This window comes from bacterium (genome assembly GCA_028820935.1).
GTDB lineage: Bacteria > Actinomycetota > Acidimicrobiia > Spongiisociales > Spongiisociaceae > Spongiisocius.
This window is the reverse complement of sequence record JAPPHZ010000045.1, coordinates 1-26,849: the sequence shown is the minus strand read 5'-3', so window position 1 is coordinate 26,849 and position 26,849 is coordinate 1. Positions and strand designations below refer to the sequence as shown.

Below are 26,849 nucleotides of genomic sequence, written 5' to 3'. Positions count from 1 at the left end.
TTCTACCCGGCCGCACCGGAGTGCCCGGCAGGTGGGGCATGGGCGCTCCGTGCCGTATTCTTGGCCGGCATGGTGCCCACGCCCGACCAACCCTCCCCGGACCCACCCGCCAGGAGCCTCGCCTACCTGCATGCTGTCGACGTGGGACGCGTCAAGTGGATCCGGGGCAAGCGGGCCGCGGCGCTGAAGAGCTCGGGCATACGGTCGGTCACCGACCTACTCCTCCACGCACCGCGCCGCCACATCGACCGGTCCCGCCGGCTGGCCATGGACGAACTGGCCGTCGGCGCGGAAGCCACCGTCATCGGGAGGGTGGAGCGGGTGGTGGTGCGGCGTCCGCGCCCGCGGATGGCCATCGTGGAGGCCACCGTCACCGATGGCCAGGGGTCTATCAAGGCGGTGTGGTTCAACCAGGAATACCAAGCCCGGCGCCTCGACCGGGGGATCGAGGTAGCGCTGTCGGGCAGGATCGACCGCTACCGCGGCCGGTTGCAGATCAACTCGCCGGCGGTCGACGTCTTGGACTCCGGACCTGACAACCTGGCGGTGGGCCGAGTGGTCCCGGTCTACCGGACCATCGGCTCGATCGGTACCGGAGTTCTCCGGCTGGCCGTCCACAACGCTCTGCTGCGGTCCCGCCCGATTCTCGATCCGCTACCGGCCGCCCTGATCGAACGGCATGATCTCGTTCCCCGCGAGGAGGCCATCAACTCCATTCACTTCCCCGAGTCACTGGCCGAGGTGGGCGCCGCCCGCCGCCGGCTGGTGTTCGACGAGTTCTTCCGCCATGAGGTGGCGCTGGCGTTGACGAGGAAGCGCAAGGAGAGCGACTCGGTCGGTATCTCGCACCTGATCCACCCGGAACCGGACCTGGTAGAGCGTTTCATCGATGGCCTGCCGTTCCGGCTGACCGGCGCCCAGCGGCGGGTGATCGGCGAGATCGGGGCGGACATGGCGGCGCCGGTACCGATGCATCGCCTGCTCCACGGAGAAGTCGGTTCGGGCAAGACCGTGGTGGCGGTGGCGGCGCTGCTGGTGGGTGTCCAGAGCGGGTACCAGGCAGCCATCATGGCGCCCACCGAGGTGCTGGCCGAGCAGCACTACGAGGGTGTCACCCGGCTCCTCTCCGAGGCGCGCATGGCGCCGCGCTCCGCGGGTCCCCGGTCCCTGTTCGACCCCGCCCACGACGACCCCGATCGTCCCCGGATCCAGGTGGCGCTCCTCACCGGAAGCCGTGCGGATGCCAACCTCCGGGGTCGGCCGGGCCGCTCCGGTCTGCTCGCGGGCATAGGGGCCGGGGAGGTCGATATCGTGATCGGTACCCACGCCCTGATCCAGGAGGGGGTGCGGTTCGCGAGGCTGGGCGCGGCGGTGGTGGACGAGCAGCACCGGTTCGGGGTTCACCAACGGGTGAAGCTGAAGGAGAAGGCCCATGGAGCCGATCCCGATCTGCTGATCATGACCGCCACCCCCATTCCCCGGACGCTGTCGATGACCCTGTACGGCGCCCTCGACGTCTCCGCCCTCGACGAGATGCCGGCGGGCCGCAAGCGCGTCAGGACGTGGGCCGTTTCCGCCTCGGGCGAGGACCTGGAGCGGGCCCACCAGGCCATCCGGGACGAGGTGGAGAAGGGGCGCCAGGCCTTCGTGGTCTGCCCGCTGGTCGAGGACTCCGATCGGGTGGAGGCCGCCTCGGCGATCGCCGAGTACCGGCGGTTGGGCAGGGTGTTCCCGGACCTTCGCCTGGGTCTCCTCCACGGCCAGATGCGATCAGAGGAGAAGCGGGGTGTGATGGACGGGTTCCGGTCAGGGGACCTGGACGTGCTGGTCTCCACGACCGTCATCGAGGTGGGCGTGGACGTGCCCAACGCGACCATCATGGTCATCAGGGACGCGGACCGGTTCGGCCTGAGCCAGCTCCACCAGTTGCGGGGCCGGGTGGGGCGAGGCGCCCAACCGGCGCAGTGCGTGTTGCTGGCCGATCCCACGACCAAGGAGGGGGCAGCGCGCATCAGCGCCATGGAGAGCATGTCGGACGGTTACCGGCTGGCCGAGGAGGACCTCCGGATCCGCGGCCACGGCACGGTGTTCGGGGCTCGCCAGTCGGGCTTCTCGGACCTGCGGATTGCCGACATCCTGGCCGATGTGGCGGAGTTGTCGGCGGCGAGGCGGGAGGCGTTCGATCTGGTGGATGGTGATCCGGGGCTGGACGGGTATCCCGACATCCGGGAAGAGGTGAGGGTGCTGCTGGGGGACGAGGTGGAATGGCTCTTCAAGTCGTGAGCTCGCGCCGGCCATGAGGATTATCGCCGGTGTCGCGAAGGGCAGGGTCCTCAAGACGCCTTCCGGCACGGGTACCCGTCCGATGACCGGACGCGCCCGCGAGGCTGTCTTCTCGTCCATCGCCTCGTCTATCCTGGGCGCCGATGTCCTCGACCTGTACGCCGGAACCGGTTCGTTGGGGTTGGAGGCGCTCAGCCGGGGCGCGGCCACGGCGGTGTTCGTGGAGCGGGATCGAGCCGCCCTTCGGGCCCTGCGCGCCAACATCGGCGCGGTGGGACTGGGGGGTGAGGTGGTTGCCCGAGGAGTTGACGACTATCTCGCCTCGGTGACAGCCGGTCATGCTGAGGGTCCGTCCATCCGGTTCACGCTTGTATTCATGGATCCCCCCTACGAGCTTTCGATCGCGCGCGTGGAGCAACAGATGGCCGCGACAGCACGATTGCTCCGTGACCGGGGATCATTGGTGCTACATCGCCTGCGCGGAGAGCGACGGCCCGAGGCGCCCGGGCTCCGGCCGGCCCGGACGCGTGCTTACGGAACCGCCCGGATATGGCGCTATCAACAGGTCCGGCGGGTTTCCGGTTAGATTTAACCCCGAAACCGCGAGAAACGGCGAGGTGATGAGGGTGGCAAAGGCGGTCTGCCCCGGTAGCTTCGATCCGCCCACCAACGGCCACATGGATGTTATCCGGCGAAGCCTGTCCCTGTTCGAGACGGTGGTGGTGGCGGTCATCCGCAACGTGTCCAAGAGACCCATGTTCTCGTCCGAGGAACGGGTCGAGATGCTGCGCGATCTCCTAGCCGCAGAACTCAGGGCGGAGGTGGTCGCCTTTGACGGGCTACTGGTCGACTTCGCCAGGGCCCAAGGTGTGAGCGTGATCGTCAAGGGACTCCGGGCCGTGTCGGACTTCGATTACGAACTCCAGATGGCCCAGATGAACCACGGCCTGTCGGGAATAGATACGGTGTTCATCCCTACCAGCCCGGAACACGCCTATCTTTCCTCGTCATTGGTGAAGGAAGTGGGGAGTCTGGGCGGTTCGGTCTCCGGCCTGGTTCCCGGGCGCGTGGCAGATTTGATGAAGGAACGGTGGTCAGAATGATCGGTGATCGTGAGCCTGAGGTCGGTACGCAGGGGGTGACGTCCCCCACTTCGCCCGCCACGGTGGGAGAGTTGAACGAACTGGTTTCGGAAATGGTCATGGCGCTTTCCGAGGCCAAGGCCATCCCCGGATCGGGCAAGGTGCTGATAGATCGGGAGCAGATGCTCACCGTTCTCGAACTCCTGGCGGATCGGCTCCCGGATGAGATGCGGCAGGCCCGATGGATGGTGCGGGAGCGGGACACCTTCATCGCCCGTACCAACGAGAAGGCCCGGGAGGTAATCGAGCAGGCTCGCCACCGGGCCAAGGAGATGGTCTCGAACACCAACATCATCGCCGAGGCCACCGAGGAGGCCAATATCCTGGTCCGCCGGGCCGAGGACATGTCCCATAGGATCAGGCTGGAGGCCGAGGACTATGCCGAGGATCGGCTGTCCCGGCTCGAGGACGTGCTGATGAGAGTGCTCGACCAGGTGCGCTCCATGCGGTCCGAACTCCACCAGACCCGCTCGATCGGATAGGGGAATCCCCTCACCACGACGGGTACCGGTATCCGATGAAGTCTATGAGCACCTTCGTGGTCAACGTCTCCGGTCTGGTCGCCCGCCCCGGTTCCACCCGGCAGGTCACCCTTTCCGGGCAGGTGGAGCCGGCACTGGACCAGGTCGAGCAGTGTGGCCCGGTCACGGCGGACCTGCGACTCGAGGCGATGGCGGGTGGTGTTTGGGTACGCGGCACTGCCCGGGCGGAGATGGTGCTCCGTTGCAACCGCTGCCTGGATCCGGTCGCCTTCGAGGCCGAGGCTCCGGTACGGCAGGCCTACGGTGAAGAGGCCAGCGAGGACATGCCGGCGATCGGCCCGGAGGGAGACATCGACCTCTCCGGCGTCCTCCATGACGAGCTATGCCTGTCGGTGCCGCTGGTACCGCTATGCTCAGAGTCCTGCCGGGGTCTTTGTCCGGTGTGCGGTGCCGATCTGAACGAGGGTTCCTGCCAGGGACACTCCGAGACTCGTGAGTCTCCGTTCGCCACGCTGGAAGCCCTGCTGGAGGTCCCGTTCGAGACGGCGTGATCGGTAGAGGGGCGGATCCTTCCGTCCATGATCCAAGAGGTGTGTCATGGCAGTACCCAAGAAGAAGATGTCGCGCTCCCGCACTCGCCGGCGGAAGGCGGAGGCGATGAAGATGCGCCCGGTTCGCACCGTCACCTGCGATCGGTGCGGAGGCCCGAAACTACCGCACCGCGCGTGTGTCGGTCCGGGGGGTTGCGGCACCTACCGCGGTCGAACGGTGGTGGAGACCTACAGCTGAGACCGGCACGGGTCGGTGCCGATAGTCCGGGCGGCGCGAGACCCCCTTGGCACGGATAGCTCTCGACGTCATGGGAACGGATCGCGGTCCTGCCGAGATCGTGGCCGGAGCGATCATGGCCGCCGGCGCCGGGCACGAGTTGGTGCTGGTGGGCGACAGGGAGGTCATCGAGCCTGAGCTGAAGGCAACCCGCCCCGACCTCGAGGTGGTCCACGCTCCGGATGTGGTGGGGATGGGCGAGGATCCCGGCAAGGCGGTGAGGGACAAGCCTCGTTCGTCGATCATGGTGGCGGCCCGATTGGTGGCGTCAGGGGATGCCGACGCCCTGGTATCGGCCGGATCGACCGGCGCGACCATGACGGCGGCTTCCATCGTCATCGGGCGTCTCGAAGGCGTCCAGCGTCCTGCCATCGCCACACCGATTCCCCGCGCGACCGGACTCCCGACCTTGATACTCGACGCGGGCGCCAATCTGGAGGTGAGGCCGGTTCATCTCGTCCGCTTCGCGGTCATGGGCGCGCTGGTGGCCGAGATCGTCTACGGGATCGACCGGCCCCGGGTGGGCTTGCTCAATATCGGGGAGGAGCCCTCCAAGGGTCGTGAGGTGGAACGGTCCGCGTTCGGGCTGCTGGAGGAAGCCCCGGTCAACTTCGTGGGCAACGTCGAGGGCGGTGACATACCCGGCGACGTGGCCGATGTCGTGGTCACCGACGGGTTCACGGGCAACGTGGTGCTGAAGGCGATGGAAGGGACGGCCGGTCTGGTCCTCGCGCTGGTGAGCGATGCGTTCGGGCGCCATCCGAGCGGCAGTCCCGGAGACATGACGAGTGTCATCGAAGAGGTCCGGATGATTATCGATCCCGAGTTGTGTGCCGGGGGGGCCTATCTCCTAGGAACCAGGGCCGGCGTCGTGATCGGCCATGGATCGTCGTCACGAAATGCCGTTTTCAACGCCATCCGGCTGGCTGCCGAAGGCGTCAAGGGCGGTCTGGCCGAACGGATGGAGCGGGGGCTGGCCCGCTCGTGACCGGCAGCGGCGGCCTCGAATCGGCCCTCGAGTACCGCTTTGGCGATCCCGGCCATCTGGACGAGGCCCTGCGCCACCGGTCATGGGTTGCCGAGACCGGTGAGGGGCCTTCCAACGAGCGTCTGGAGTTCCTGGGCGACACCATCCTGCAGCTGGTGGTCACCGACTTCATCTTCCACGAATACCCATGCCTGTCCGAGGGGCAGATGGCCAAACTCCGGGCATCGGTGGTCAACCGGGATGTCCTTCACCGGATGGCCGACGGGTTGGGGCTGGGCCGCTACCTGGCTCTCGACAAGGGTGAGGAGGCGACCGGTGGCCGGAGCAAGCCCTCCATCCTGGCCGACGCCATGGAAGCTGTCATAGGCGCCGTGTATCTCGATGGCGGTCTGGATGTGGCCCGCGATCTGGTCATGCGGATCTGGGAGGAGCGCATCACGACCGAGGCGGAATCACCGGGCAGGAGTGACTACAAGAGCCGCCTTAACGTGGAACTCGGTAGCGCCGCGCACGAGGTGCGGTACACGGTCACGGGCGCCGGACCCGACCACGAGAGGCTCTTCACCGCCCGGGTCTCGGTCGGGGACGAGGAGTTGGGGTCGGGGTCCGGCCGGTCCAAGCGAGAGGCCGAGCAGTCCGCGGCCCGTCAAGCCCTGAGCAAACTGCGCCACGAGGGTGCCTGAACTTCCCGAGGTCGAGACCACCCGGCGCGGGCTCGTGCCGGTTCTGGCCGGCCGTTCGGTCGTGACGGTGGAGGTTCTCCATCCCCGGATGCTACGGCGCCAACCGGATCCGGCTGACTTCGTGGCCAGGCTGCGGGGCAAGGTGGTGGGTGAGCTGCGCCGCACGGGGAAGTTCCTGCTCATCGCGATGGGAGAGGGTCTCACCTGGGTGTTCCACCTGGGCATGTCGGGCCGGATGTCGATAACCGCCGGTGAGGCGCCCCCGCATCCTCACACGCGGGTGGTGGTACGGACGGATGCCGGTCACGAGGTCCGGATGGTGGACCCGCGCACCTTCGGCTTCACGGCCGTGCTCACGCCCGACGAGCTGGCCGCGTCGAGCATCGCCCGTCTCGGTCCCGACGCGTTGGACGCGCTCCCTTCTCCCCGGGAGCTGGCTTCGAAGGCTGCCGGCCGTCGCGTGGCTACCAAGACCTTGCTCCTGGACCAGCGCTTCCTGGCCGGACTGGGCAACATATACGCCGATGAGGTGTTGTTCGCGGCCGCCATCTCCGGTGACCGGCCGGCCGGCTCCCTGAGCCTGGCCGAGGTGGGCGCGATTCGCAGGGCCATCGGGCGGGTGCTGGCGGATGGTCTCGCGCACGGGGGAACATCCCTCGACGACCTCGCCTACCTGCTCCCCGACGGAAGGGCCGGCCGGCACCTCGAGTATTTGTCGGTGTACGGCCGGGAGGGGAAGCCGTGCCGGCGCTGCGGCGCGCTGATCGTGAGAGCGAGGATCAACGGCCGGTCCTCCCACCGGTGCCCGGCCTGCCAGGCCTGACACCCGAGCCCGCGGAGGACCCGCTGCCCTGGAAGAGCGGCGCGAAACACTGATTCCCCGTGAACACGGCTAAACTTGCCATCCCGGAATCACATGGATGTGACTTGCGCCTCAAGTCGGTAAAGCTGCTCGGTTTCAAGTCGTTCGCCGACCGGACCCTCCTGGAGTTCGGAGCCGGCGTCTCGGTAGTGGTCGGTCCCAACGGGACCGGGAAATCCAACATCGTGGACGCGGTGTCGTGGGTGCTGGGCACCCAGTTCACCCGGGCGCTGCGCGCCGACCAGATGGACGACGTGGTGTTCGCGGGCACAGCCGACCGACCTGCCCACTCGAGGGCGGAGGTCACGCTGGTGATGGACAACACCGACCGGTCCGTCCCCCTCAACCTCGACGAGGTCGCCGTTACCCGCCGGTTGTTCAAGGGCGGTACCTCGGAGTACGAGATCAACGGAGCTCCGTGCCGCCTGCTCGACATCCAGGAGCTGCTCTCGGACAGCGGGTTGGGCAGGCGCCAGCACCTGATCGTGAGCCAGGGCAGGCTGGACACCGTCCTGGGGGGGAGCCCCGCGCAGCGGCGGGAGATCATCGAGGATGCGGCCGGGATCCGCAAGCACCGGATCCGGAAGGCGAAGGCCATCCGCCGGCTCGAACAGTCGGATGCCGATGCGGTACGTCTTCGGGACATCGCCGGTGAGATGGAGCGGCGGAAACGACCGTTGCGGAAACAGGTCCGCGACGCGGAACGGCACGAGGAGTTGCGTTCCGAGTTGCGCTCGCTCCGCCTCTGGCTCGGTGGAGAGGAGTTCCGCGTCCTCTCGCGGCGGAAACGGGAGTTGGGCCGGGAGCGAAGCGGCATCGAGCGCCAGATCGCCCGCGGCGAGTCCGAGCAGGGCCGGATCCGGGAGATGATCGAAACCACCGAGCATCGATCGGAGCGGTTGCTGGCGGAGTTGGACCGGTACGGGGAGCAGATTGCCGACCTGCGGACCGTTGCCGCCCGTTTGGGCGGTGTCGCCCGGGTCGCGCACGAGCGGGCCGGCGGGCTGGCCGACCGGATCGGCGAGATGGAAAGTGGCTACCGGCGTCTCACCGACCAGGCCGTCGAGCTGTCCGCCCAGCTGGACTCGGCAACCATCCGGGAGGAGCAGGCGCGCCAGGATGCGGAACGCTGTGACGCGGAGCTGCAGATGGCCGAGGCTCGGCTAGGGGAAATGCCCGCCGAGGGAGATCTCCGGGCCGGTAACCGGACGGAGATGGTGAGGTCGGCACTCAGGAAGAGCGAAGTGGCAGCCCGCAAGGATGCCGACCGTATCGCCGAGTACCTGCGGGCGGCGGACGAGGCCCGCTCCCGGCTCTCTCAGCAGTCCCGCCTTGCCGACCAGCTTGCCGGGGAGGTGGAATCGGTCGAGGAGCGGCTGGACTCTTCCGGCCGGCTGGGACGGGCCCGGGGCAAGGATCGTCACCGGCGAGAATCAGAGTGGGCCCGCAGCGAACAGCGTCTCAGGTCGGTCGAGACCCGTGAGGCGGCGGCGCGAGCCCGGCTGGAGGCCCTGGCGGCCCGCAGCGGGGCGTCATCCCGAGCGCGGGACCGGATCAAGGTATCGGATGGGGTGCTCGGCGAGCTGATCGAGCTCCTGGATGTGCCGGAGCCGCTGCTGCGACCGGTAGCGGCGGCTCTGGGGGCGTGGGCCGAGGCGATGGTCGTGGACAGTCCCGAGACGGTAGGGGCGGTGGTTGCCGGGATCAAGACCGGGGGTAACGGGGCTGTTCCCCTGGTGGTGCCGGAAGCCGACCCGGGCGCGTCGGTGGCCCGGTCGGTGGCGGACCGGTGGGGAGTGAAAAGGCTCGGCGACCAGCTCGGGCCGGTAGCCCGTTCGGGTGTGGCGGCCGGGCTCCTCGGAGACGTCCTGCTGGTCGACAGCTGGAGCCAAGGATGGGAGATCGTCCGGAAGGCGCCGGAGGTGCGGGCGGTCACGTCCGAGGGCGACCTGATTACCCGGTTCGGCGTCTACCCGACCGATCCGGATGCGGGTTCGCCGGACATGGTCGCCGCCGCCCGCCGTGCTGCGGAGTCGGCCGGCCGGGAGATGGAGGCCGCCCGTGAGGCCGAGGCGGAGGCCAGGGTCCGGATGGAAGCAGCTCGCCGGGATGACGAGTCCGCGCGGGCGGAGGCCACCGCCCTCCGATCACGACATGAGGACCTGACCGGAGCGCTGGAGCGCAATCGCCGGGCGCAGACCGCACTGACCGAGGAGCTTGCCCGCCTCGAGGAGCGTACGGCAGCGGCCCGCCGATCGGCGGAGAGGACCGGGCGTCGCCTCGCGGAACTGCGCGACCTGGTCGCCGAAGCGGAAGCCGGTGAGGCATCCGGCCGTGATTCGGGCGAGATACTGGTCGGGCAGCGGGCGGCGGCCGAGAGCCGGCTGGCGGAGGCGCGCGCGGCGCGCGAGGAGTCGGTCCGGGTCCTGGCGGCGGCGGCGGAGCGGCGCCGGCTGATGGCCGACCGGGTCGACTCGGTCACGGTGCGTTTGGCGGATGGAGTCGACACCACCACCGAGCAGGCCGGTCTCGAGCGTGCCCGCAACATCGAGCGCTGGACGCTGCGGGTGGCGGAGGTGGCCCGCCACAGGCTGGGGGAGCTGGTGGAGCTTCGCGAGCAGTCGCGAGCGATGGCCACGGCTTCGACGGGCGAAGTGAACGCGCTTCGAACCCGTGCGGAAGCCCTGGACCGGGAGCAGGAATCCGCCCGGAGCCGGCTGGGCAGGCTCGAGATCGCGGTGGCCGAGGTCGGGATGCGCGAAGAGTCGGTGGCGGAACGGTTGCGGAGGGACGCGGATTCCACGAGGGAAGAGGCTCTGGCCGCCGGCCTGCCACCGGAGCAGCGACCCGGTGCCGAGCCGCGTGTGGAGGAGCTCACCCGGGCACTGGCCCGGATGGGTCCGATCAACCGGCTCGCGGCCGAGGAGTACCGGGAACTGGACCTGCGATACCGGCACCTGACCGAACAGATGGCGGACATCGAGCAGGCTAGATCGGAGATCAGGAAGGCGATCGACGCCCTGGACACCGAGATGGACGAGCTCTTCAGGACGACCTTCGAAGACACGGCGCGCCACTACCGGGACTGCTTCTCGGTTCTTTTCCCCGGTGGCAGTGGGGAGTTGATGCTGACAGGATCGGCGGATCCGCTCGAGGCGGGCGTGGAGATACGAGCGCAACCGTTCGGCAAAAAGGTCGGCAAGCTGTCGCTGCTGTCCGGCGGGGAGCGGTCGCTGGCGGCGCTGGCCTTCCTGTTCGCGGTCTTCAAGGCCCGGCCCGGTCCCTTCCACATCCTCGACGAGGTGGATGCCGCACTCGACGAAGCCAACCTGGGACGCTTCCTGAGGTTGGTGGAGGACTTCCGGGCCTGCTCCCAGCTGGTGCTGATCACCCACCAGCAGGCCACGGTGAGGGTGGCCGATACGCTGTACGGGGTGACCATGGCGCCGGGTGGCTCGTCGAGGGCACTGGTCAGAGACATGAACCGGCTTCCGGCCGGCACCGTATCGGCCGCCTAGAGGCGAGCGGTCCCGGGATTCCTACCACTGGCGCCTGACGAACAGTTGCCGACCCGGCCGGATAGAATCGTTCCTAGTGGTCCGCGATCGAGAGGTCCGATCCGATGGCTCCCGTAGGATGGTACTGAAAAATGTCCCGTTGGCCCGATAGCCCGAAACGAAACCCCAGGTAGAACATCGCGGGCCAACCAATCCCCGTCTTTTTCAGCACCCTCCTAGTCCCATGGCCGGTTGCTTTCCTGGGGATCGAGATGCCGGAGTCGATAGCCTCCGCAGCCGCATGGATTGTTCTCCTCTTGTTGCTGGTGCTGGTGGTCGTTCTGGCCCGGGTGGGGAAACGCCGCCGGAGAGCACGGCCGGCGCGGCACCCCCAGGGAACCGCCATGGGTGTTGCCCTTTCCAGGGTCCGGGATCACCTCGAGTCCGTATGGTCCCGGCCCTCGGGATCGGCGGCTCCCTGGAAAGAGATGGAGGAGGATCTCATCGCCGCCGATATGGGAGTCAAGGCGGCGAGGCGGATCGTCGAGGCCGTCCGCGATGCCGGGCTGTCCGGGGCCGATGAGATTCGGGCTGTGGTGCGCGCCGAGTTGAACCGCAGCCTCGCCGGGTTCGACCGGGCTCTCCACCTGGACGGAGACCCCTCGATCATCGTCCTGGTCGGGGTCAACGGGTCGGGAAAGACCACGACCGTGGCCAAATTGGCGTCCCGCCTCGCCGCGGCCGGCAAGAGTCCTCTCGTCGGGGGTGCCGATACGTACCGTCCCGCGGCCGACTCGCAGCTCAAGGTCTGGGCGGATCGCCTGGCCGTCCCCATGGTCTCGGGCGCCCGCGGCGCCGATCCGGCGTCGGTGGCCTACGACGCCCTCCAGGCAGCACGTGCCCGGGGCGCCGACGTGCTGATCGTAGACACGGCCGGCCGCCTCCACACCAGCCACAACCTGATGGAGGAGCTGGCCAAGATCGTCCGCGTGCTGGGCCGGGACGGTGATCGGGTATCGGAGGTCCTGCTGGTCATGGACGCCACCACGGGCCAGAGCGGGCTGGCCCAGGCCCGCCGGTTCGCGCGGGTCGGAGTCACCGGTGTGGTCCTGACCAAGCTCGACGGTACCGCCAAGGGGGGAGTGGTGCTAGCGATCGAGAATGAGCTCTCGCTGCCGGTGAAGTATGTGGGTGTGGGGGAGGGGAGTGGCGACCTCCTCCCGTTCGACGGCCCGTCATTCGTGGACGCCCTGGTGGGAGCATGAACACGGACTGTCTGGCAGCGGAGGCCCGCCGGGCGGCCCTCCGGTCCTACTCGCCCTATTCGCGGTTCCGGGTGGGCGCGGTGGTGGTGGATTCCGAAGGTCGGCGCCATAGCGGCGCCAACGTGGAGAACGCCGCATACGGGTCGTCCATCTGCGCGGAAGCGACCGCCATCAGCGGTGCGGTGGCCCGGGGCGTACGGAGGATCGAAGGTGTGGCCGTGGCCTGTGTCGACGCCGACGGCGTGGACAACGCCTACCCGTGCGGGAACTGCCGGCAGTTGATGAACGAGTTCGGAGTGGAGTGGGTGGTCGTGACGGCCGGGGAGGGCAGCGAGGTACGGCGCCACAGTCTGTCCGATCTGCACCCCCATGGCTTCTTTCTCGAGGCCTGACACGTTTCTTCAAGCCGAACGGGGCGGCTCGTCTATTGTCGACCAGCACTCCGCCAGCTTGCGCAGCAGCATGGTCAACGTGTTCCGCTCGTCCGCGGTCAGTACGGCCAGGCGCCTCCTGCGGTCCTCGGTGCGCCGTCGCACCATGCGTTCGGCACTGGCTATGCCGTCGGGGGTGATGACCAGGTTGACGGCTCGACGGTCGGCCGGGTGGCGGACCCGTCGCGCGTAACCGTTCTGTTCGAGGCGATCCACCCGGCTGACCATGGTGGCGGTGGTCATCCCCAGCTGCTGTGCCGCGTCGGTCGGGGTTACCGACTCTTCCCGGTGCTGGGCGTTCCGCAGGAGTGCCAGCACCTGTTAGTCCCCCTGGTTGGCGAGGCCCTCGGTGATCGCTATCCGGTCCATATCCTCCGCCAGGTCGGCCGCCAGCTGCTCGATGCGGGCCGCCGGTTCTATCCCCCACAGGGAGGTGTCCCGGAGCGTTCGTTCCCATCTGCGGATCTTCCGGTCGATGATGTCCTCGTTCTGGTCTCGAGTCTCGTGCTCCGATACTCGCGCACCAGTACTCGCGCTCCGCTTCCGGTCGAATGGGATCACGGTCGGTCCTCTCTGTTGGCGTGTGATAGGGCCTAGGCGATGCCGCCGGCCTGAAGTCGTGTCCGCACCCCGTATAGGTCGCTCGGTACGGTGCCTGCCGCGAACCTGGCGGGCATCCGCGGGGTTACCGATCCGGTGTTCGAGACGTCGAATACGCCATTGTCCATGCCCAGCACGATGTAGGAGGCCTGGCCGACCGGGAGGCCGGCGCCCGTGAACTGGAGACCCGGTATTTCCCGGCCGCGGAGGAACAGCAGTACCTTTTGGCGCGGGCGCAGTGGGGTGACATCGACGACGATGGCGCGTTCGGGGTCGATACGTCCTACGTACACCGAATCGCCGGCCTGGCCCTTGAGCGTTTCTCCAACCGAGATCTCGTAGAACACGATGGGGTTCGGACCCAGGCCGGCCCGCCCGTGGCCGGCGAGTAGGTCCGGGTCCGTGGTGCGGTAGTCCTCGGCCCGGGCCACCACGCCGGTGACCGTCCCGACCACTATGAGGTCCGCGATGGTGGCCAGTTCCTCCAGCGACCGGTACACAGGACTGCGAGCCGCCAGGTGGACGATGCCGGTATCTCCCTCTCTCTGCAGCAGCGTTACCGCCACTGCTGCAGCTACCAATGCGGCAGCTGCGGCTACGAGCACTGCCAGTTTGTACGGCTGTCGGCCCACCTTCAGCCTCCCCCCGACGGTTTCCTGATGATGCGACCCAAGATTACTTGTCTCTTAATAATTTTACAACCAGTAACCCGGCGCCGAGGAACCCCTGTTGGAAGTGCTCGGGGGAGGGCCGGCCCTCCTATCATCGCGGTCGTCCCGACGAGGCCGGGGCCGTGTTCAATGATGAGTGACCTTCAGGATCGGAGGGAAAGGATGGAAGGGATGGCACCTCGCAATGGTCCTACCGACTCACCTTCCTATGGGATCCGCCCTCCCATCAAGCCCATGATGGCTCGGGTCAGGGAGACGCCGCCCCGTGGAGAGGGTTGGGTCTACGAACCGAAGTGGGACGGGTTCCGCATGATCGCCTATAGCGGCGACCCGCCCCGCCTGGACTCCCGTAACGGCAAGACCCTGTTGCGCTACTTCCCCGAACTCCGGCCTGCTCTGCGCCGGTTGGCACCGGGGACGGTGGTGGACGGCGAGATCCTCATGGTGGTGGCTGACAAGACCGAGTTCGACATGCTCCAGATGCGCATCCATCCCGCGGAGTCCCGTATCATCCGGCTGGCGCAGGAGTATCCGGCCCGGCTGGTGGCCTTCGACCTGCTGGCCGATGCCGGCGAGAGCCTTCTGGATGCCCCCTACCGCATCCGTCGCGAGCGTTTGGAGAGAGTGGTCGGCACTCTGGGGACGCCCTGGCACCTAACGCCGTCCACCGGAGACTTCGACGAGGCCTCTCGCTGGTTCCACGAGTTCGAGCCGGCCGGATGTGACGGGATCATCGCCAAGCGAGCCCGCGGAACCTACCAGCCCGGCCAGCGGGCATGGATCAAGTGGAAGCACCGCCGCGACGCGGACTGCGTGATAGGCGGCTACCGCATCCACAAGGAGGGCGACCGGATCGGGTCGCTGCTCCTGGGTCTTTACAACGATGAGGGCAATCTGCACTTCATCGGCCACACGTCCGGGCTCTCCGACCAGGAACGCATCGACCTGCTTCCGGTGCTGGAGGGGATCCGCACCGAGACGAGCTTCGGCGGCGAGGACACACGCGCCCCGGGATCCGAGAACCGCTGGACGGGACAGCGTTCGATGGAGTGGATCCCGATCCGGCCCACTCTGGTGGTCCAGATCAGCTACGACCATCTCCAGGGAGGCAGGTTCCGGCATGCCACCCGCCTGGAGCGCTGGCGGCCGGACAAGAACCCCCGGGACTGCACGATGGACCAACTGGTCCGGCCGGAGGGGATGGGATTCTCGGAAATCGTCGGTTGAGTCCGGAGGACCGGACCGCCCATCCCGTTCGCATCGCGCGGATCCGCTCGGAGACCGCCGACGCGGTCACCGCCATCTTTGACGATCCGGATCAGGTGATCGGGGGATCGGCAGGCTGGTACGTGATCGTCCGCGTCATGTTGGACGGGGAGGAGCACCGCCGGGCATTCTCGCTCAGTTCCACACCGGAGCTGGCCCAGCCGCCGGCCATAACCGTGAAGAGCCACCCTGGCGGCCTGGTGTCGAGGCACCTGGTCGAACGCGCCCGGGAAGGAGACGTCGTGGAGGTGGAGCCGGCCGCCGCCGGGGGCTTCGACATGCGGATCAGCACTGCGAGGCGCCGCACTCTCTACTGTTTCGCGGCCGGTAGTGGCATCGCGCCGATCGTGGGCATCATCCGGGGTGTCCTTGCGTTGGAGGGGGGTTCGGTGGTGCATCTCCTCTACGGCAACCGGGCGCCGCGGGATGCCATTGCCGCCGGCGAGTTGGCGACCATGGCCGCAGATTACGCCGACCGGTTCCGGCTCTCGCGCCTGTTCAGCGGCCGGGGCGAGCGCATCGACCACCGGGCGGTCGATCAGTTCCTGACGTCCCGACCACCGACCACCGCGGACGTGTGGTACCTGGTGTGCGGCCCGCCCGGCATGAACCGCACCGTCGAGGCCCGGCTCCGGTCGCTCGGGGCGCCTGACGACCGGCTACTCGTGGAGCACTACCAACCACCGCACCGGGACGGGGCGCCCACTCCCTACGACGGCGCCCTGGTACGCCTGGAGGATCAAGACCGCGGAGGGAGGGCTACCGCCGGAGACGTGTTGCTGGACGCACTGGGCGGCCCGTCCTCGCCGCTCCATTACGCCTGTCGCTCCGGGGTGTGTGGCACCTGCCGCGCCCTCGTCGTGGGCGGCGAGGTGGATCCCGGGGTCCCGTTCGCCCTGGCCGAGGCGGAGCAGGCCGCCGGGGTGGTGCTCACCTGCGTGGCCCGGCCCCTCAGCGCCGAGGTGGTGCTGCGCTTGCTGCCCTGATCAGGCGGCCCTCGCCGCTTCCCTCCGGAGGTGCCACCTCTCCCAGAGGGCCAGCAGGGACGGCAGCACCAGTATGGCTGCCACCAGCGAGAGCCCGACGGCGTACACCGTGACCTGTCCCATCTGTTGGAAGGGTACGAGCCTGGAAGTGATCAGGATCCCGAATCCGGCCATGGTGGTGAATGCGGACCCTGCCAAAGCGCCGCCGGTGTGGCGGGACGTCGAGCGGAGGGCGTCTTCCAGACTCTCCTCGCGGACCCGGTCCTCCCCGAATCGGCGGGCGATGTGGATGGTGTAGGGGACTCCGATTCCGATCGACAGGGCCGACAGGGTGGCGGTAACCGGTCCGAAGGGAATGCCCGTCGCGTACATCAATCCGTAGGTCCAGAACACCACCAGCGCAACGGGGACCATGGTGATCACACCCAGGAAGGGTCGGCGGTTCTCGAACCAGAAACTGACCATCAGCACCACGGTGGCGACCACCAGGGTGATGAGAAGCGAAGTGGTCTGCGAGTCCGCCAGTTCCTTCACGATCAGGTTGGTGATGATCCCGGTGGAGGTGGCTATCACGCTGACCCCCAGGTCGGAGACCTCCGAGAAGTTGTCCAGGAGGTCCTGTCGCAGTTGCAGTGCTCCGGTCTCTCCTGCCTGGGTGCCGATGTCGAAACGCAGGGCGTCGTAGCCCGACCCGGTTCGGTGAAGGACGTCCCCCGCCCGCTGGGGAGCCGCGTCGAACATGGCGTCCCAGAGAGGGGTGACGTCAGCGCCGGCGGGAACCCGGAGATCACGGCCCGCACCGGCGGCCCCGATCGCGGCTGTGACCGGTTCGGAGGGCGGACCCTGGGGACCGCCCCGGTTCAGGGAGTTGAGTATGGAGATCGGGGAGTTGGCGGAGGCGATCGTTCCCCTCGGAGTCTCGAACACCAGCACGTTCTCAACCTCGTTCAGTCGCGAACTGGCCGAGACCAGGGCGTTGTGAACCTCCGGTCTGGAGAGGTCCTCACCCTCGATCAGGATCTGGGTGGATTCTCCCAGGCCTCCTCCGAACTCCTCCTGCAGGATCTCCAGCGCCCGGATCCCGGGTGCGTCGCTGGGAAGGAAATCGGTGACCGAGAAGCGGGTCTCCAGCTGGGCAAGTCCCCACACCCCGAGGCCTCCCAGCACCATGGCCGCCAGGACCATCACGACGGGGATCTTCTCCGCCAGCCATGAGGTACGGGCTATCAGGGAAGGCAGCAGGCGTTCGGAGGAGGCTCTCATGCCCGCCACGGGCAGGGATCCCTTGGATTCGATCGTGCGGTCCACCTTCCTGGCCACGATCAGCAACCGGACGAACGCCCAGGAGAGCCTGCCCCGCCGCTCGGTCCTCCGATCCAGGATCTTGCGGGCCGCCGGGAAGAAGGTGAGGGTCAGGACGAACGAGGCGACTATCCCCACGGCCGCCAGGATCCCGAAGTCCTTCAGCGCCGGCACGGGGTTGAAGATGTTGGTTAGGAAGCCGATGGCGGTGGTGACGGTTGCCAGGACCAGGGCTATTCCCACCGTGCCGATGGCGGTGCGGGCGGCGCCGTCAACGTCCTGTCCCCGGCCGATCTCCTCGCGATAGCGGGAAGTGATATGGATCCCGTAGTCGACGCCCAACCCGATGAGCAGGATGGGGATGATCTGTGTGATGGTGTTGAACGAGGCGATGATCCCGGTCCGTTCCAGCAGCACCCCGATCCCCTGCATGAAGGTGATGGCGGCGAAGATGGTGAAGAGAGTGAGCAGGGTGTCGGCGATGGTCCGGCGCCCCGACTGGATGAGGGCGCCCCGCCCCGGCGGCTTGAGCCAGTACACGAACGAGAGAATGACGAGGATGATCAGTGCGGCCATCCCGAACAGCCGCCCGATCTCGCTACCGGCGTCACCGCTGTCTTCGAACAGCAACGTGAAGCTGAAGGGAATGACCTCCAACCCTTCCGGGGTGGGTACCGTCCGCAGGGCGTCCGCCACCACCGAGTCGTTCTCGACCGCCTCGTCGAACGCCTCCTCCTCGAGCCCCACCGGCACCTCGGTGAATATCAGTATCAGTCCGGCCTGGGCCGTGGCCGAGGAAGCGTCCCCGTTGCGGCTGATCAGCGAGGCGAACTGCGGATTGGCCTCCGGTCCCGTGGTGGCCTGGATGTACAGGTCCTTCACGTCCTCATCGGTGGCCACAGGGGTGCCGCTCTCGTCGGCCATGTCGATGGCCGGGTCGAGGTAGCTGAACGAGGCGCCCCTCCCGGGAACGGACGAGAGGTTCTCGGACAGGGCCTCGCTTTCGAGGATGGAGTTAATGGCGGTCACCACGTCGTATGCGTCCTTGGTGAAGACGTCGCCTCCCTCGTTGCGAACGATCACCTGGATGACGCTCTCCTGGGTGTCGTCGCTGCCGAACAGGTCGCTGATCCGGTCCTGGGCCAGCAGTTCCGGGTTGTCGGGAGAGAGGCCCTCGTTGCCCTGGCCTATCTCGACCTGGGTGGAGAGGTAGCCGAAGATCCCGAACAGGACCAGCGTGGTGATGACCACCGCCCATGGGGCTCTCGACACCAAGAACGCGAAGGCTCTGACAAACGTCTTCACACAGGTTCCTCTCGGGACAGGTCGGGTGGTGGAGAAGGGGGAATCCCCAACTTCCGGGGGCAGGCTACTTCCGCCCCGGTGTTATCGAGAACCGGTCCGGTCCGTCAGCCACGAGTCCTTAATGGTTAGTTTATAGTCTCTATTCATTAGTATCCGACTTAACTAGCAACTAGCAACTAGCAACTAGCAACTAGCAACCAGCAACCAGCAGCTACTTCCAGTTGGCTTTCACCATCTTGGAGGGTTGGACCCGGGGTGGTTCTCCCGGCATCTTGGGGTAGTTCGGCGGCCAGGGCGCGTCGCCCACTCCGTCGGCCTCGTCCCGCTCCACCCACTCAAGCAGGCGCTCGATCCGACCCGGCTGGTCGTCGATCCCTTCGGTCAGATCCCCGACCGCCGCGTACCGGCGGTGGAAGCGATCCATCGGGAAGTCCTCGATCTCGACATCGGGTAGCTCATCCCACGTGACCGGGGCGGACACGTATCCGGTAGGACGGACACCGTAGGCAGAGGACACGGTCTTGTCGCGGGCGTTCTGGTTGTAGTCGATGAACACTCCCCGGCGCTCCTCCTTCCACCATCGGGAGGTGATCAGGTCAGGATGGCGGCGCTCCAGCTCGCGGCCGAACGCCAGCACTGCCCGGCGGGACTGGTAGAAGTCCCACTCCGGCTCGATGCGCACGTAGACGTGGATACCCCGGCTACCCGTGGTCTTGGGCCAACCCACCAGCCCGACCTCATCGAGGAGATCCTTGGTCGCCAGAGCGGCCCGCTTGACATCGGCGAACGCGAACCCCTCGGTGGGGTCGAGGTCGAGCCGGAGCTCGTCCGGATGGTCCAGGTCCTCGGCCCGGACGGGCCACGGATGCAGGTCGAGGCAGCCCAGCTGGACGAACCTGAGGATGTCGGCCCGCGATCGAGCCACGTTCATCCGGCCGGGCCGCTGGGACGGGAAGCGGATGGGAGCGGTCTCGAACGGCGTGTTCTTGGACGCCCGCTTGTGGTATATCGGCGCCGTGCCGACGTCCTTCATGTACCGCTTCATCATGGTGGGGCGGCCGAACACGCCACGCAGGCATCCCCCGGCCACGGTGCGGAAGTAGAGCACCACGTCGAGCTTGGTCCATCCCTGCCGGGGGAATACCAGCCGGTCCGGTGACGTTATCCGGACTTCCTCACCGGCTATTCCGACCGTGGTGGCGCCTGCCATGCGGTCACGCTACCGGATGCAGCGGAGTGGGCCGTGGTCAGTCGCGGCCGCGGAGCGCCTCGGCGAGCCTGGGCAGGACCTGGTGGACATCACCCACGATCCCCAGGTCGGCAACCGAGAAGATCGGCGCCTCCGGGTCCTTGTTGATCGCCACGATCCGTTTCGAGTCCTTCATCCCGACCAGATGCTGCATGGCGCCCGATACCCCGCAGGCGATGTATACCTCGGGCTTGACCGTCTTACCGGTCTGTCCCACCTGCTTGGCATAGGGAACCCACCCTGCGTCCACGATCGCCCGGGTAGCCCCGGTGGCGGCGCCCAGTGGCTCGGCGACGCTCTCGATCAGTGAGTACGCCTCGGCGCTTCCCAGCCCCCGGCCCCCGCTGATGATGACCTTGGCGCTGCCCAGCTGCGGACCCTCGGCCTGCTCGACGGTCGTGTCCACCACCTGCGGCGATCCGGCGTGCCCGGCATCGGGTAACGGGATCTCCTCGACCCGGTCCACGGCGCCTCCCCGCTCCTCGGCGGAGAAGGACTTGGGTCGCACCAGCACCAGGTGCGGGCCCGGCCCGGTGAAGGCCGTCCGGACCAGCTGCGTGCCCCCGAATACCTCGCTTGTGACAGTGCAACCGTCATCGATGGCCACGTCCACCGCGTTCGATATCACCGGCCGGTCGATCCGGGCCGCCAGCCGGCCTGCCACATCCCGCGACGTGTAGGTCTGGGCGAACAACACCGCCCCGGGCGCCTCCCGCTCGACGAGTTCGGCCAAGGCCGCCGCGGCGGCCGCCGCGGGCAGGTCACCGCCGCCGGTCAGGATGTATACGGTTGAGGCTCCGTAGGCGCCCAGGATGGCGGCTGCCTCGCCGGAAGCCTCGCCCAGGTAGACGGCTACCGCTTCACTATGGGAGGCGACCTCGGACAGCACCTCCAGGGCCGGCTCGCCCGGCCCGCGTTCCGTTGCTTCCGCGAATACCCAGATAGCCATCTACACCACCCTTGCCGACTCGAGGAACTCGACTACGCGAAGGTGGCCGGTACCGCCGTCCTCCACCACCTCGCCCGCTGCCCGCTCGGGCGCCGGCGCCACCGAGACGACCCGCTGACCGGGGTCGCTCGATACGGAGAGGTCGGCCGCTGTCAAGCTGTCGACCGGCTTGTTCCTGGCCGCCATGATTCCCCGGAAGGTGGGATAGCGGGGCTCGACGGCACCCGCGGTGACCGACAGCACGGCCGGGAGGGGCGAGAGGACCACATCGAAACCGGATGCGGTCTGGCGCTCGATGCGGAGGTCGGGTCCGTCCATCTCCACCCGCCGGGCGAAGGTCAGCGCCGGCACTCCCAGCAGTTCGGCCGCCATCTGAGGTACCACACCGGAGTAGCCGTCGGTGGACTCGACACCTGTAACCAGCACGTCGAATCCCTCACGGCGGGCGGCGGCGGCCAGAACCTTGGCGGTGGTAAGGGCGTCGCTGTCCTCTAAGGCGGGGTCGTCCACGAGAACCGCCTTGTCGGCGCCCATGGCGAGGGCCTGGCGGATTCCCTGCATGGTGCCGGTCGGCCCCATGGACAGGAGGGTCACCGCACCGTCCGTCTGCTCGGCCAACTGGAGACCCACCTCGATCCCGTACCGATCCGTGTCGTCCAGCACCTGCTCCGGAGGTCTCAGCAGGCGGCTGGTATCCGGATCGAGCGACGAGGGGGAGGCGGGATCGGGTATCTGTTTCACGCACACCAGTACCTGCATTGCCTATGGACTCCTGACGACCCGACGAACCTGGTTGGGAAGGGCTGATCCTAGCGGTCGGCGCGGGTGTTGAAGTGGCGTCGACGCCGCGACCGGCCGCGGCTAGCCGCCCGATGGGCAGGCGCCGCCCTTCAACCGACTGTCTCCAGGATGAGGGGTCGCACGTCCGGCGCGAGGGCGCCGATCACGTAGGCACGCTCGACGAGAGCCGAGGCCCGGTCGGCAAGGCCGGGATCGTTGAAGCGAAGGGTGGCCAGCACGTCGCCCCGCCGCACCTCGTCACCCACCTTGGCGGACAGCGTGATGCCCACTCCGTGATCTATTCGATCCTCCATGGTCTCGCGGCCGGCGCCGAGGCTCATGGCCGCCAGCCCGATGCCCCTGGCGTCGATCGACGTCACGTAACCTCCATCGGTCGACCGGATCCTCCGGGCGTGAGACGCGCCGGGGAGCCTTTCGGGTTGCTCCACCACCCTCGGATCGCCCCCCTGGGCCCTGATCATCCCGGACAGCTTGGCCAGCCCGGCCCCCGACTCCAGGCTCCGGTCGATCCTGAGGGCGGCGCCGTCCACTCCCGCCGCCTCCAGCATGTGGATACCGAGCGTCCTCACCAGCTCTGCGAGGTCGGCAGGACCCTTGCCGCGCAGTACGGCCATCGCCTCGGTGACCTCATTGGCATTGCCGACCTCTCGCCCGAGTGGCTGGTCCATGGCGGTCAGCAGCGCCCTGGTTGCGACGCCGTGGGACCGACCGATCCCGACCATGGTCGTGGCGAGGAGGCGCGCGTCCTCTACGGTCTCCATGAAGGCGCCCGACCCCACCTTTATGTCCAGCACCAGCGCGTCGAGGCCCTCGACCAGTTTCTTGGACATGATCGAGGAACTGATGAGAGGTACCGAGGACACTGTGGCCGTGCTGTCACGGAGGGCGTACAGGATCCGGTCGGCGGGGACGATCTGGTCGGATTGGCCGGCGATGATCACCCCCAGCCGGGTGGCGATCCGTCCGAACTCCTTGGGACTGAAGGCGGTTCTCAGTCCCCTGATCGACTCCAGCTTGTCGAGGGTTCCTCCGGTGTGTCCCAGGCCCCGGCCCGACATCATCGGTACGGTCACGCCGCAGGATGCCACCAGCGGGGCCAGGGCAATGCTCACCTTGTCGCCCACGCCTCCTGTGGAGTGCTTGTCGACCTTGGGCACGGTGGAGGTAATGGCAAGCCGTTCTCCGGACCCGATCATGGCGGCCGTCAGCGTGGCCAGTTCGGCGTCCGACATCCCGCGGAAGTAGATGGCCATGAGCATGGCGGACGCCTGGTAGTCCGGAATCGAGCGGTGCACCACGCCGGTCACGAAGCTCCGGATGTCCTCGGCATCCAGGTGGCCGCCGTTGCGCTTGTGCCGGATCGCCTCCCGGATGCTCCGCCCGCTCATTCCGGTCTTGCCCCGGACGACCGTACGACCCGGTTGCGCCGGACGGCCAGTCCCTCCCGGGCCAGCCGGTGAGCATGTTCGTCCTCAAGCCCGGGCACGAGTCGGCCCTCCCTCGTCACCACCCGCCACCACGGCAAGCCGTCCGAGTTCGCCAGTATCCGTCCGACAGCCCGGGCGGCCCCAGGCCGGCCGGCGTCGGCCGCGATCTCACCGTAGGTGGCCACCTCGCCCTCGCCGAGGCTCTCGACCATGGAATACACCCGCTCGGCAAAGGTCCGCCCGTCCTCGTCGACGGGAACGCCGCTCACGGTGTGTCGAAGAGCCGGTCGCCCATGTCGCCCAACCCGGGAACGATGAAGAAGCGGTCGTTCAGGTGGGAGTCGATGGCGGCTGCTACCACCTCCACGTCGGGATGCTCGCGCTCCATCCGGGCGGCGCCCTCGGGAGCAGTCACCACGCACAGGGCGACTACCTCCGCAGCTCCGGCTTCCTTGACCGACTTCACCGCCCAGCCCAGCGAGCCTCCCGTGGCGAGCATGGGTTCCAGAACCAGGACGGTTCGCTCCCTCATCTCGGGGAACTTGGTGTAGTAGGCCATCGGACGGGCGGTCTCCTCATCTCGCTCGACCCCGACGTATCCGACTGCCACGTCGGGCACCAGGTCCACCACCCCATCGATCAATCCCAATCCTGCCCGGAGCACGGCGACCGCTACCGGCGGCCGGACGGGACGGTATCCGGTGGCCGGCGAGAGGGGCGTTTCAAGGCGGTACTCGGTCTCGGCCAACCTCGATGTGGCCTCGAGTGTGAGGATGTAGGAGAGGCGTCGGGTGGCGAGCCGGAACCCACCCGGACCGGTCGTCCGGTCGCGGAGAATGCTGAGGTAGTGGCGGCTCAGCGGGTGGTCTACGACGGTGATTCCCAAGATGGACTTCCCTCCGTTGCGGCGCCGGGGCGACCTGGTTGCTGCTGTCCGGAGGATACCCCGAACGGTCGGTTGCCAGCCGGTAGTGACTAGTTTGTCTCCAGCAGCCGACGAGGAGTCGTGTAGGTGTTCGAATCGCTGACAGCCCGTTTCGAGGCGGCGTTCGATCGCATCCGGGGCAGGGGCCGCCTTAGCGAGCGCCAGGTCGACGAAACCCTGTCCGAGGTGCGGCTGGCTCTACTGGAGGCCGACGTCAACCAGGAGGTAGCCGACCGCCTGCTCGACCGGATCCGGGTTCGGGCGGTCGGCGCCGAGGTGATTAGGAGCGTCACGCCGGGCCATCAGGTGGTCAAGATCGTCCACGAGTCACTCCTCGAAACGCTGGGGAGTGAAGCCGTGCCCCTGGTGACCAGGGGCGGGAAGCCCCTGACCACCCTGGTGGTCGGGCTGCAGGGCTCGGGCAAGACCACTACGGCCGCCAAGCTCGCCGACCACTACCGGCGCTCCGGGAAGAGCGTTCTGATGGTTGCGGCTGATCGGGTACGGCCGGGAGCGGTGGAACAGCTGCAACAGCTGGGTGAGCGGATCGGCGTCCCCGTGTTCGAGGGCGGCAGGAACCCGGTGTCCCTGGTGAGGAGTGCGCTCCGGCAGGCTGACCGACAGGGTGTCGATGTGGTGGTGGTGGACACCGCCGGCCGGCTCCAGATCGACCAGGCCCTGATGGCCGAGTTGGGCGCCATGGCTCGCGCCGCCTCGCCCGATGAAGTGCTGCTGGTGCTGGACGCCATGACCGGGCAGGAGTCGGTGGCGGTGGCCAGAGGCTTCTCGGAGCACATAGGCCTGACCGGTGTGGTGCTCTCGAAGCTCGACAGCGATGCTCGGGGCGGTGCAGCCATCTCGGTTCGGGAGGCGACCGGTTTCCCGGTCAAGTTGGTGGGTACGGGTGAGGGGCCTCGCGATCTGGAGGTCTTCCATCCCGAGCGGATGGCGTCCCGCATCCTGGGCATGGGCGACGTGCTGACCCTCATGGAGAGGGCCGAGGAGGCCGTCGACCAGCAGCAGGCGGCCGACATGGCCCAGCGCCTGCTGCGGGCCGAGTTCACTCTCGAGGACTACATCGAACAGGTGAAGAGCCTGCGCCGGATGGGGTCGGTGGGGGAGCTTCTTGGTATGATCCCCGGTGCGCGCCCCGCTCTCGCGGATGCGCAGGCGGTTGATCGTGAGGTTCGCCGCTCGGAGGCGATCATCTGCTCGATGACCCCCGCCGAACGAGTTAACCCCAAGGTCATCGACGGCAGTCGCAGGCGCAGGATCGCCGTGGGCTCGGGAACCTCCGTTCAGGATGTGGCCGGTCTGGTGCGGCAGTTCAACCAGATGCGCGGCATGTTCCAGTCGCTGTCCCGGGGCAAGACCAGGATGGGATTTCCCGGCATGCGCGGCGGGTTCCCGGGTAGTGTGGCCGGCGCCCTGCCGGGCGGCCTAACGGGTACGGCAATTGAACCTCCGCGTGGTGGGGGTGGGCGCCGCCCGCCCGGCCGACCCAAGAAGAAACCGAGAACTCCGAAGAAGCTCCAGAAAAAGAAGAAAAAGAGGTGACGAATGGCGGTGAAGATCCGCCTCAGGCGTATGGGCAAGAAGAAGCAGCCGACCTACCGGGTCGTCGTGGCTGATGCGCGATCCCCCAGGGACGGTCGCATCATCGAGTCGATCGGGCGCTACGACCCCCGCAGGGAGCCTTCCCTGGTCGAGATCGACAACGACCGGGCCCGGTACTGGCTGGGCACCGGGGCACAGCCGACCGACCGCGTGCAGAAGCTACTCGAGATCTCCGGGGCCGTCGCGCAACCGAAGGTCTCCCGGGCGGGCGTCTACCGTCTCGACGACCCTCCGCCGAGCCCGCCCCCCGATCCAGATGTCACGGAGTCTCCCGAGGCTGCCGAGGACTCGGCCGTCGAGGAACCGGCTGCCGCGACGGAGGAGAAGCAATCCGCAGCGGATGACGAGCAGGATGGTGAATCATGAGCGGCGCGATCGTCGAACGAGTTATCCGGTACGTGGTTACTTCGATCGTTGACGATACGGATGCCGTGGAGGTCACGATGATCGACCAGGGGGAGGACAGGATGCTCGCCGAGGTGAAGACCGCTCCCGGTGAGATGGGTCGGGTGATCGGCCGGGGTGGAAGGGTGGCGCGGGCCATCCGGACCGTAGCCCAGGCGGCGGCGGACGAGGAAGGCCTCACCGTAGGGGTCGAATTCGTCGACTGAGCGCTCGGGACCGGTCCGGCGGCAGGAGGCGGGCGCGGTAGCGAAGCCTCCGGCCCGGGGCGCCGGCCAACCTACCGGGGAACCGGTGGTGGTCGGGCGGATCGTCGGGGTCCATGGGCTCGGCGGCGCTGTGCGCGTACGGGTCGAGTCCGACTATCCGCAACGCTTCGTCGCTCCGGCCCGGTTTCGCACCGGGTTACCCGACGCCCCGCTCCTTGTTCTGAGAGGTTTCCACACCCACTCCGGGGGTCCTATTGCAGAGTTCGCCGGGATCACCTCCGCAGAGCAGGCGGAGCTGCTGGTGGGGGCCGACCTCCTCATTGACGAGGCAGACAGGAGGGCGCTTCGGCCCGGCGAGTACTGGCCCGATCAGTTGATCGGGCTGGACGTGCGGATCGGATCCGAGACCGTCGGCGTGGTGGACGACCTGATCGAGGCCCCCCAGGACCGGCTCGTGGTCAAGTGCCATGACGGCTCGGAGGCCGAGATCCCCTTCGTGGAGGCCCTCGTTACGGAAGTCGATGTGGCCGGTGGGTGGCTACGGGTTGACCCTCCCGATGGCCTACTCGCCCCGCAGTAGTCGTCGTCCGTCCATAGTTGGTAAACAATATATTCTGATATAATCTAGCAACTAGCAACTAGCAACTAGCAACTAGCAACTAGCAACTAGCAACTAGCA

28 protein-coding genes are annotated in these 26,849 nt (G+C 67.6%); 18 read left to right on the top strand and 10 right to left on the bottom strand.

Going from position 1 to position 26,849, the window contains the following annotated elements; all coding sequences use genetic code 11:
• Window positions 1-69: 69 nt before the first annotated feature.
• The 12 genes from recG (at window position 70) to cdd (ending at window position 12,422) form a co-directional block, all read left to right on the top strand.
• Entirely contained in the window at window positions 70-2,283 is a 2,214-nt protein-coding gene (gene recG, locus OXM57_13140; GenBank protein ID MDE0353622.1) for an ATP-dependent DNA helicase RecG, read from the top strand.
• Between the two features lie 13 nt (window positions 2,284-2,296).
• Window positions 2,297-2,869 (top strand): 16S rRNA (guanine(966)-N(2))-methyltransferase RsmD, encoded by a 573-nt coding sequence (gene rsmD / locus OXM57_13135; GenBank protein ID MDE0353621.1) that lies wholly within the window; start codon window positions 2,297-2,299, stop codon window positions 2,867-2,869.
• A gap of 40 nt (window positions 2,870-2,909) precedes the next feature.
• Window positions 2,910-3,386: a pantetheine-phosphate adenylyltransferase gene (gene coaD, locus OXM57_13130; GenBank protein MDE0353620.1), complete on the top strand. Its 477-nt coding sequence runs from the start codon at window positions 2,910-2,912 to the stop codon at window positions 3,384-3,386.
• Complete coding sequence (locus OXM57_13125) at window positions 3,383-3,907, top strand: hypothetical protein (GenBank protein MDE0353619.1); 525 nt, start codon at window positions 3,383-3,385, stop codon at window positions 3,905-3,907. Before coaD ends, OXM57_13125 begins: the two co-directional genes overlap by 4 nt.
• 44 nt (window positions 3,908-3,951) lie before the next feature.
• Window positions 3,952-4,458, top strand: a complete 507-nt coding sequence (locus OXM57_13120) for a DUF177 domain-containing protein (GenBank protein MDE0353618.1) — start codon at window positions 3,952-3,954, stop codon at window positions 4,456-4,458.
• Window positions 4,459-4,504: 46 nt separating this feature from the next.
• Complete coding sequence (gene rpmF / locus OXM57_13115; GenBank protein ID MDE0353617.1) at window positions 4,505-4,696, top strand: 50S ribosomal protein L32; 192 nt, start codon at window positions 4,505-4,507, stop codon at window positions 4,694-4,696.
• 46 nt (window positions 4,697-4,742) lie between these two features.
• On the top strand, window positions 4,743-5,723 hold the full coding sequence (gene plsX, locus OXM57_13110) for a phosphate acyltransferase PlsX (protein MDE0353616.1): 981 nt from the start codon (window positions 4,743-4,745) through the stop codon (window positions 5,721-5,723).
• The gene (rnc, locus tag OXM57_13105) at window positions 5,720-6,406 is read left to right on the top strand and encodes a ribonuclease III (protein ID MDE0353615.1); all 687 of its coding nucleotides are present in this window, start codon (window positions 5,720-5,722) and stop codon (window positions 6,404-6,406) included. The genes plsX and rnc overlap by 4 nt, the downstream gene beginning before the upstream one ends.
• Window positions 6,399-7,229, top strand: a complete 831-nt coding sequence (mutM, locus tag OXM57_13100) for a bifunctional DNA-formamidopyrimidine glycosylase/DNA-(apurinic or apyrimidinic site) lyase (GenBank protein MDE0353614.1) — start codon at window positions 6,399-6,401, stop codon at window positions 7,227-7,229. Before rnc ends, mutM begins: the two co-directional genes overlap by 8 nt.
• 104 nt (window positions 7,230-7,333) lie before the next feature.
• The gene (gene smc, locus OXM57_13095; protein MDE0353613.1) at window positions 7,334-10,786 is read left to right on the top strand and encodes a chromosome segregation protein SMC; all 3,453 of its coding nucleotides are present in this window, start codon (window positions 7,334-7,336) and stop codon (window positions 10,784-10,786) included.
• Between the two features lie 251 nt (window positions 10,787-11,037).
• Window positions 11,038-12,030: a signal recognition particle-docking protein FtsY gene (ftsY, locus tag OXM57_13090; protein MDE0353612.1), complete on the top strand. Its 993-nt coding sequence runs from the start codon at window positions 11,038-11,040 to the stop codon at window positions 12,028-12,030.
• Complete coding sequence (gene cdd, locus OXM57_13085; GenBank protein MDE0353611.1) at window positions 12,027-12,422, top strand: cytidine deaminase; 396 nt, start codon at window positions 12,027-12,029, stop codon at window positions 12,420-12,422. The genes ftsY and cdd overlap by 4 nt, the downstream gene beginning before the upstream one ends.
• A 9-nt stretch (window positions 12,423-12,431) precedes the next feature.
• On the opposite strand, the gene OXM57_13080 is transcribed toward cdd, so the two are convergent.
• Genes OXM57_13080 through OXM57_13070 form a run of 3 tightly spaced genes read right to left on the bottom strand, consistent with a single transcriptional unit; the run spans window position 12,432 to window position 13,693 of the window.
• Window positions 12,432-12,779 carry a MarR family transcriptional regulator gene (locus OXM57_13080; GenBank protein MDE0353610.1) on the bottom strand — a complete coding sequence of 116 codons (348 nt, stop codon included), beginning with the start codon at window positions 12,777-12,779 and terminating at the stop codon, window positions 12,432-12,434.
• Between the two features lie 3 nt (window positions 12,780-12,782).
• Window positions 12,783-13,022 carry a hypothetical protein gene (locus tag OXM57_13075; GenBank protein ID MDE0353609.1) on the bottom strand — a complete coding sequence of 80 codons (240 nt, stop codon included), beginning with the start codon at window positions 13,020-13,022 and terminating at the stop codon, window positions 12,783-12,785.
• 32 nt (window positions 13,023-13,054) lie between these two features.
• Window positions 13,055-13,693 carry a hypothetical protein gene (locus OXM57_13070; protein ID MDE0353608.1) on the bottom strand — a complete coding sequence of 213 codons (639 nt, stop codon included), beginning with the start codon at window positions 13,691-13,693 and terminating at the stop codon, window positions 13,055-13,057.
• A 210-nt stretch (window positions 13,694-13,903) separates the two neighbouring features.
• Between OXM57_13070 and OXM57_13065 the strand changes: the two genes are divergently transcribed.
• Together OXM57_13065 and OXM57_13060 are read left to right on the top strand one after the other, a co-directional pair.
• Window positions 13,904-14,959, top strand: a complete 1,056-nt coding sequence (locus OXM57_13065; protein ID MDE0353607.1) for an ATP-dependent DNA ligase — start codon at window positions 13,904-13,906, stop codon at window positions 14,957-14,959.
• A complete protein-coding gene (locus OXM57_13060; protein ID MDE0353606.1) occupies window positions 14,956-15,984 on the top strand; it encodes an iron-sulfur cluster-binding domain-containing protein in 1,029 nt (342 codons plus the stop codon). Before OXM57_13065 ends, OXM57_13060 begins: the two co-directional genes overlap by 4 nt.
• Here OXM57_13060 and OXM57_13055 read toward each other — a convergent pair whose 3' ends face one another.
• The 7 genes from OXM57_13055 to upp all read right to left on the bottom strand — a co-directional run bounded on the left by OXM57_13055 (window position 15,985) and on the right by upp (window position 23,903).
• The gene (locus OXM57_13055) at window positions 15,985-18,591 is read right to left on the bottom strand and encodes an MMPL family transporter (GenBank protein MDE0353605.1); all 2,607 of its coding nucleotides are present in this window, start codon (window positions 18,589-18,591) and stop codon (window positions 15,985-15,987) included.
• Between the two features lie 211 nt (window positions 18,592-18,802).
• A complete protein-coding gene (locus tag OXM57_13050; GenBank protein ID MDE0353604.1) occupies window positions 18,803-19,801 on the bottom strand; it encodes an ATP-dependent DNA ligase in 999 nt (332 codons plus the stop codon).
• Window positions 19,802-19,838: 37 nt separating this feature from the next.
• The gene (locus OXM57_13045) at window positions 19,839-20,789 is read right to left on the bottom strand and encodes an electron transfer flavoprotein subunit alpha/FixB family protein (protein MDE0353603.1); all 951 of its coding nucleotides are present in this window, start codon (window positions 20,787-20,789) and stop codon (window positions 19,839-19,841) included.
• Entirely contained in the window at window positions 20,790-21,548 is a 759-nt protein-coding gene (locus OXM57_13040) for an electron transfer flavoprotein subunit beta/FixA family protein (GenBank protein MDE0353602.1), read from the bottom strand.
• A gap of 131 nt (window positions 21,549-21,679) precedes the next feature.
• The gene (locus OXM57_13035; protein MDE0353601.1) at window positions 21,680-22,978 is read right to left on the bottom strand and encodes a thymidine phosphorylase; all 1,299 of its coding nucleotides are present in this window, start codon (window positions 22,976-22,978) and stop codon (window positions 21,680-21,682) included.
• Window positions 22,975-23,286, bottom strand: a complete 312-nt coding sequence (locus OXM57_13030) for an MGMT family protein (GenBank protein ID MDE0353600.1) — start codon at window positions 23,284-23,286, stop codon at window positions 22,975-22,977. The genes OXM57_13035 and OXM57_13030 overlap by 4 nt, the downstream gene beginning before the upstream one ends.
• Window positions 23,283-23,903 carry a uracil phosphoribosyltransferase gene (upp, locus tag OXM57_13025; GenBank protein MDE0353599.1) on the bottom strand — a complete coding sequence of 207 codons (621 nt, stop codon included), beginning with the start codon at window positions 23,901-23,903 and terminating at the stop codon, window positions 23,283-23,285. Before upp ends, OXM57_13030 begins: the two co-directional genes overlap by 4 nt.
• Window positions 23,904-24,029: 126 nt before the next feature.
• Here upp and ffh point away from each other — a divergent pair, with 126 nt between their 5' ends.
• From ffh to rimM, 4 genes are all read left to right on the top strand, one after another.
• Window positions 24,030-25,499 carry a signal recognition particle protein gene (ffh, locus tag OXM57_13020; GenBank protein MDE0353598.1) on the top strand — a complete coding sequence of 490 codons (1,470 nt, stop codon included), beginning with the start codon at window positions 24,030-24,032 and terminating at the stop codon, window positions 25,497-25,499.
• Window positions 25,500-25,502: 3 nt separating this feature from the next.
• Entirely contained in the window at window positions 25,503-25,925 is a 423-nt protein-coding gene (rpsP, locus tag OXM57_13015; GenBank protein MDE0353597.1) for a 30S ribosomal protein S16, read from the top strand.
• Window positions 25,922-26,170, top strand: a complete 249-nt coding sequence (locus OXM57_13010; GenBank protein ID MDE0353596.1) for a KH domain-containing protein — start codon at window positions 25,922-25,924, stop codon at window positions 26,168-26,170. The genes rpsP and OXM57_13010 overlap by 4 nt, the downstream gene beginning before the upstream one ends.
• A gap of 88 nt (window positions 26,171-26,258) precedes the next feature.
• Window positions 26,259-26,750, top strand: coding sequence for a ribosome maturation factor RimM (rimM, locus tag OXM57_13005; protein MDE0353595.1), 492 nt, complete (start codon window positions 26,259-26,261; stop codon window positions 26,748-26,750).
• Window positions 26,751-26,849: the final 99 nt, after the last annotated feature.

Bases quoted from the DNA above. Each gene is read 5' to 3' on its own strand.
- recG (MDE0353622.1), top strand. From the start codon at position 70: ATGGTGCCCACGCCCGACCAACCCTCCCCGGACCCACCCGCCAGGAGC.
- rsmD (MDE0353621.1), top strand. From the start codon at position 2,297: ATGAGGATTATCGCCGGTGTCGCGAAGGGCAGGGTCCTCAAGACGCCT.
- OXM57_13125 (MDE0353619.1), top strand. From the start codon at position 3,383: ATGATCGGTGATCGTGAGCCTGAGGTCGGTACGCAGGGGGTGACGTCC.
- OXM57_13120 (MDE0353618.1), top strand. From the start codon at position 3,952: ATGAGCACCTTCGTGGTCAACGTCTCCGGTCTGGTCGCCCGCCCCGGT.
- rpmF (MDE0353617.1), top strand. From the start codon at position 4,505: ATGGCAGTACCCAAGAAGAAGATGTCGCGCTCCCGCACTCGCCGGCGG.
- ftsY (MDE0353612.1), top strand. From the start codon at position 11,038: ATGCCGGAGTCGATAGCCTCCGCAGCCGCATGGATTGTTCTCCTCTTG.
- cdd (MDE0353611.1), top strand. From the start codon at position 12,027: ATGAACACGGACTGTCTGGCAGCGGAGGCCCGCCGGGCGGCCCTCCGG.
- OXM57_13065 (MDE0353607.1), top strand. From the start codon at position 13,904: ATGGCACCTCGCAATGGTCCTACCGACTCACCTTCCTATGGGATCCGC.
- OXM57_13050 (MDE0353604.1), bottom strand. From the start codon at position 19,801: ATGGCAGGCGCCACCACGGTCGGAATAGCCGGTGAGGAAGTCCGGATA.
- OXM57_13045 (MDE0353603.1), bottom strand. From the start codon at position 20,789: ATGGCTATCTGGGTATTCGCGGAAGCAACGGAACGCGGGCCGGGCGAG.
- OXM57_13040 (MDE0353602.1), bottom strand. From the start codon at position 21,548: ATGCAGGTACTGGTGTGCGTGAAACAGATACCCGATCCCGCCTCCCCC.
- OXM57_13035 (MDE0353601.1), bottom strand. From the start codon at position 22,978: ATGAGCGGGCGGAGCATCCGGGAGGCGATCCGGCACAAGCGCAACGGC.
- rpsP (MDE0353597.1), top strand. From the start codon at position 25,503: ATGGCGGTGAAGATCCGCCTCAGGCGTATGGGCAAGAAGAAGCAGCCG.
- OXM57_13010 (MDE0353596.1), top strand. From the start codon at position 25,922: ATGAGCGGCGCGATCGTCGAACGAGTTATCCGGTACGTGGTTACTTCG.